The sequence below is a fragment of the Mesorhizobium sp. M1E.F.Ca.ET.063.01.1.1 genome (assembly GCF_003998155.1).
GTDB lineage: Bacteria > Pseudomonadota > Alphaproteobacteria > Rhizobiales > Rhizobiaceae > Mesorhizobium.
In genome coordinates this window covers 1-4,334 of record NZ_RZSC01000520.1, presented here as the reverse complement: position 1 = coordinate 4,334, position 4,334 = coordinate 1, and the positions used below count along the sequence as shown (strand labels likewise).

Below are 4,334 nucleotides of genomic sequence, written 5' to 3'. Positions count from 1 at the left end.
GTCGTTGACGCCGGAAAACACCGCCGCCGACACTTTCTCGGGATCGACGAGACCATCCTCGTTGCGCAGCGCCGCCGTCCAGTCGCCGCCGCCGGACGGCATTGCGGCGACCATGATGCGGGCGTCGGAAAACCTGGCGCTGGTCAGCCGGACCTCGCCGGACAGCAGCGGCAGCAGGCGCATGCCGAAGCGCACACGCCCGACGTCGGCCATCGGCTTGCCATCAGCGGTCTTCAGGCTGACGTCGCTCACCTGCAGGGCGACGAAGCTCGACCCGTCGAGCGTCAGCCGCGCCGGCCCGACGGTAACGTTGACATCGACGCCGGCCAGCTTCTCGATGGCTGTCTCGGCTTCGGCGCGAAGCCGCTCCGTGCCGATGCCCGACGTGCCGAGCACATAGATGCCTGCTGCCGCCAGGAACACCAGCGCGCAGAGCCCGGCAAACACCCGGCCAACGATGCGGAAGCGGCGGCGCACCGAAGCGCGGCCGAGTGGTGGCACGCGGCACGCGGACGGAAACGTCCCCAGGTCTGTGATCTCGTCACGCCTGAACCTGATCTTCTCGTGCTGCGGGTGCTCCTGATCCACGCAATATTCCGTTGTGAACGAACTCGTCGTGGACGAATCCCCACCTTAGGTTATACCGATGCTCGATCCGCGCGTAACCTCAGACAAAGGCATCGACATGGCTGATCTCGCAGTGGGCGACGTTGCGCCGCAATTCGATCTTCCGCGCGACGGCGGCGGCTCCCTCAGCCTCGCCGCGTTGCGGGGAAAGCCGGTCGTACTCTACTTCTATCCGCAGGACGACACCACAAGCTGCACCAATGAGGCGATCGGCTTCTCGCAGCTGAAGCCTGAATTCGAGAGGGCCGGCGCCGTGGTCATCGGGCTGTCCCCCGATAGCGTCAAGAAACACGACAAATTCAAGGCGAAGTACGATCTCACCGTCGACCTCGTCGCCGACGAGGAGCGCAAGGTGATCGAGGCCTACCATCTGTGGGTCGAGAAGACCATGTATGGCCGCAAATATATGGGCGTCGAGCGCGCCACCTTCCTGATCGGCAAGGACGGCCGCATCGCCCGCATCTGGCGACAGGTGCGGGTCAAGGGCCATGCCGAAGAGGTGCTGGAAGCGGCGCGCGCTCTTTGAGCCAGCCGAAAGCACCACCCACCGCATCTGCCGGCCGCTTCCTTTCCCCACTGCAACCTGCGACGCGCAATGCGTGAATTGGTTACGCGAGCATCGCGGCCAGCAAAGCTTTGTTAACCCTAATAATGTGTAATCCCGGGCGGTCGTTGGAGTCGTAACGAAAGCTTTGGTCCCGTGAAACCAACCGGTCAGTCAGCGGTCTTCGGCAGGCGCAAAGAGCCCCATACGGTCATTATCGCCAGGGGCAACGAGATCAGGCATTTCACCATTCGCCCCTGGCTTGCCGCATTCATCGGGTCGGCGCTTGCGGCGATCGCCATCGGTTACCTGCTCGCAACTTCCTATCTGGTGCTGCGCGACGACCTGATCGGCGCCACGACGGCAAGGCAGGCGCGTATGCAGCAGGCCTATGAGGACCGCATCTCCGCGCTTCGCGCCCAGGTGGACAGGATCACCAGCCGCCAGCTTCTCGACCAGCAGCTCATGGAAACCAAAGTGAGCGAGTTGCTGGCCAGGCAGACCCAGCTCAGCCAGCGCCACGGCCGGCTCGGACCGATCCTGGAACGGGCTGAAAGCGAGGTCGGCGACATACCCGCGGCGGCCGACGCTCCGGCGAAGCCCGACGAGCATGACGAAATCACCGGCAGCCTTTCGCAGGCCCCGACCTACTCCGTCGCTAGCCTGAGCGCCGGCGACACCAGGCCCTTCTCGCTGTGGTCGACACGGTCCGACCCGCTTGACAACGAAACCGCCGCCGATCGCGCCGACAAGCTGTTCGTATCGATCAACGCATCGCTGAAAGCCATCGAGAACCAGCAGCTCACCCGCATCACCACGCTTGCCGACAATGCCTACAAGAACGCCGATGCGATTTCGCAGGCGCTAGAAGCAGCCGGCCTCCCGGTCGATACCGAGCTCGACAAGAACGATGTCGGCGGCCCCTTGGTCCTGCTCGATTCCTCGATGATCTTCGACGGCAAAGTCAAGGAGTTGGATGAGGCTCTTGATGCGCTTGATCAAGTCAAGAAGGAAGCGCGCAAGCTGCCGCTCACCAATCCCGCTCCAGGTCGCGCCGTCACCAGTCCGTTCGGCGTGCGCACCGACCCGATCCTCGGCACGGCCGCCTTGCACACGGGGATGGATTTCAGGGCGCCGATCGGCATGCCGGCCAAGGTCACGACGCCGGCGGCCGTGACCTTGGCCGGCTGGAACGGCGGCTACGGACGCATGGTCGAGGTCGACCACGGCAACGGTTTTTCCACGCGCTACGGGCATTTGAGTGAAATCGATGTCACCGTCGGCCAAAAGCTCGCCGCCGGCGACGTGATCGGCAAGACGGGCAGCAGCGGCCGCTCGACCGGCCCGCATCTCCACTATGAAGTGCGCCACAACGGCGAGGCGGTCGACCCGCTGCGGTTCCTCGCCGTCGGCAAGAAGGTCGCGCAATACCTTTAGCGCGTCCGTCCGCCGCGCGCCGGAGACCCCTCGAATCTACCCGCAATTTGATTGCATGAACGCGTCGCGATTGACTCGGCCCAAGTTGTAGGATGATATGTATCACCCTACCGCCTGATGCCGATTGCACCGCCGATGACCATTCACAGCCTGTCGCCGGAGATTATCGACGCCCTCGAAGGCGCCGTCGGACGGAACGGCCTGACCGCCGAGCCCGCGGGAATGGCGAAGTATCTTGGCGATTGGGCGGGCGACCATCATGGCGGCGCCCTTGCGGTCCTGCGACCCGGCTCGGTCGCCGAGGTGCAGGCATTGATGCGCCTTTGCAGCGAGCTCGGCCTCGGCGTCATTCCGCAAGGCGGCAACACCGGGCTGGTCTCGGGTGCGATCGATACGAAGGACGCCGGCCGGGTCGTCATCAGCCTGGAGCGACTGAACACCATCCGCCGGATCGATCCTGAGAACTTCACACTGCAAGCCGACGCAGGCTGCGTGCTGCAGACGATCAAGGACGCGAGCGAGGCACAGGACTGCCTGTTTCCGCTGGCGCTCGGCGCGCAAGGCAGTTGCCAGATCGGCGGCAATGCCGCGACCAATGCCGGCGGCGTCAACGTGCTGCGCTACGGCATGGCGCGCGACCTGATCCTCGGACTGGAAGTCGTGCTTGCGGATGGCGAGTTGTGGAACGGGTTCTCCGGGCTGCGCAAGAACAACAGCGGCTATGACCTGAAGCAGCTTTTCATCGGCTCGGAGGGCACGCTCGGCATCATCACCGGCGTCGAGGTCAAGCTGTTCCCGAAGCCCGCGCGGACCGAAACGGCCTATCTCGGTCTCGCCTCGTTCGAGGCGGCCGTCGCGCTGTTCAACAGGGCGCGCCGCGACTGTTGCGACCTCATCTCGGCCTTCGAAATCATCGGCTCGGAATGCATCGAGCTTGCCCGGCTGATCGACCCTGGAATGACCGCGCCGGTCGCGGCCCCCGTGCAGGTGCTGATCGAATTGTCCTCCGGGCCGACCATCGATCTCAACGGCTTGCTGGCCGGCTTCCTTGCCGATGCCATGGAGCGAGGCCTGGTGACCGACGCGGTTCTCGCGACCAGCAACGCGCAGGCGAATGCCTTCTGGGCGATCCGCGAAGGGCTGGTCGAAGGCCAGGCGAAGCGTGGCTATCATGTCCGCACCGATCTCTCGGTGCGCATCTCGGACATCCCTGCCTTGATCGAGCGCGCGCGCCGCTTCGTCGCACTCGAGCATCCCAATTGGATCCCGCTGGCCTACGGCCATGCCGGCGACGGCAACATCCATTTCAATGTGCTGCCGCCGCTCGATCTCGGCACGGCGGAAGCCCGCGCGCGCGGCGCGGAGATCACGGCGGGGCTCTACGACATTGCCGTCGACCTCGGCGGGTCGATCAGCGCCGAGCACGGCATCGGCCGCAGCCGCCGGCGCGAATTCTGGTCCGGACTCACGCCCACACATCGTCGCATGATCGCGGCGCTGAAAACCGCCCTCGACCCAAAGGGGCAGATGAACCCGGGCTGCCTATTGCCCTCGACGGAGACTTCCCCATGAAGCAAAGACTGGCCGCTATCGGCACTGTCGAGACGCTGCCCCACCGGGTCGCTACCTTCCTCAGCCGCGAGATCGAATCCGGCGAGTTGAACCCCGGCGCGCGGCTGCCGACCGAGCAGGAGCTGTCGGAGAAATTCGGCGTCAGCCGCAACGT

The 4,334-nt window shown here is 64.9% G+C and carries 4 protein-coding genes and 1 pseudogene; 4 read left to right on the top strand and 1 reads right to left on the bottom strand.

Annotation, left to right across the window (positions count from 1 at the left end; genetic code table 11):
* A pseudogene (locus EOA29_RS26910) lies at positions 1–588 on the bottom strand (AsmA family protein); the annotation flags it as partial.
* Positions 589–685: 97 nt separating this feature from the next.
* On the opposite strand from EOA29_RS26910, the gene EOA29_RS26905 reads away from it, so the two are divergent.
* The 4 genes from EOA29_RS26905 to EOA29_RS26890 form a co-directional block, all read left to right on the top strand.
* On the top strand, positions 686–1,153 hold the full coding sequence (locus tag EOA29_RS26905) for a peroxiredoxin (RefSeq protein WP_126093577.1): 468 nt from the start codon (positions 686–688) through the stop codon (positions 1,151–1,153).
* A 174-nt stretch (positions 1,154–1,327) separates the two neighbouring features.
* Positions 1,328–2,608 (top strand): M23 family metallopeptidase, encoded by a 1,281-nt coding sequence (locus EOA29_RS26900; protein WP_127221846.1) that lies wholly within the window; start codon positions 1,328–1,330, stop codon positions 2,606–2,608.
* Between the two features lie 135 nt (positions 2,609–2,743).
* Positions 2,744–4,180: an FAD-binding oxidoreductase gene (locus EOA29_RS26895; protein ID WP_126093575.1), complete on the top strand. Its 1,437-nt coding sequence runs from the start codon at positions 2,744–2,746 to the stop codon at positions 4,178–4,180.
* A partial coding sequence (locus EOA29_RS26890; protein ID WP_145969815.1) for a GntR family transcriptional regulator occupies positions 4,177–4,334 on the top strand: 158 nt, incomplete at its 3' end. The genes EOA29_RS26895 and EOA29_RS26890, both read left to right, overlap by 4 nt.